Genomic DNA, 1046 nt, shown 5'->3' with positions numbered 1-1046 from the left:
GTTGTCGAACTCGAGCCCGTGCAGGATCGGATCCAGGTCCAGCCCTTCGGCCTTCCAGTGGTTGATCGCGTCGCGGGAGTCGAGCATCTCGGCGTGGCCGATCGCCTCCTCGATGCTGCGGAAACCCAGCTCGGCGAGGATTTCGCGGACTTCCTCGGCAAGGAATTCGAAGAAGTTCACCACGAATTCGGGCTTGCCGTTGAACCGGGAGCGCAGCTCGGGGTTCTGGGTCGCGACGCCCACCGGGCAGGTGTCCAGGTGGCAGACGCGCATCATGATGCAGCCGGAGACCACCAGCGGGGCGGTGGCGAAACCAAACTCCTCGCCGCCGAGCAACGCGGCGATCACGACGTCGCGGCCGGTCTTGAGCTGGCCGTCGACCTGCACCACCACACGGTCGCGGAGGCCGTTGAGCATAAGCGTCTGCTGCGTCTCGGCGAGGCCGAGTTCCCACGGGACACCGGCGTGCTTGAGCGAGTTCAGCGGCGAGGCGCCGGTACCGCCGTCGTGCCCGGAGACCAGCACGACGTCGGCCTTCGCCTTGGTGACGCCGGCCGCCACGGTGCCGATCCCGACCTCGGAGACGAGTTTGACGTGCACCCGGGCCGAGGGGTTGGCGCGCTTGGCGTCATAGATCAGCTGCGCGAGGTCCTCGATCGAGTAGATGTCGTGGTGCGGGGGCGGCGAAATGAGGCCGACGCCGGGCGTCGAGTGCCGCGTGCGGGCCACCCAGGGGTAGACCTTCTGCGCCATCAGCTGGCCGCCTTCGCCGGGCTTGGCACCCTGGGCCATCTTGATCTGGATGTCGTCCGCGTTGGACAGGTACAGGCTGGTGACGCCGAAGCGGCCGGAGGCGATCTGCTTGACCGCGGAACGGCGGGTGGGATCGAGCAGCCGGTCCACGTCCTCGCCGCCTTCACCGGTGTTGGACTTGCCGCCCAGCCGGTTCATGGCGATCGCGAGGGTCTCGTGGGCTTCCTTGGAGATGGAGCCGTAGCTCATGGCGCCGGTGGAGAACCGCTTGACGATGCTGGAAACCCGTTCCA

1 protein-coding gene is annotated in these 1046 nt (G+C 67.5%); it reads right to left on the bottom strand.

Annotation, left to right across the window (positions count from 1 at the left end):
• Positions 1–1046: FMN-binding glutamate synthase family protein (locus LQV45_RS35245; RefSeq protein WP_230012684.1), on the bottom strand; the 1046-nt coding region annotated here is incomplete at both ends.

This window comes from Microbacterium sp. Bi128 (genome assembly GCF_918698205.1).
Note: the sequence above shows the minus strand (reverse complement) of the source record. Positions and strands in the feature narration are given on the sequence as shown.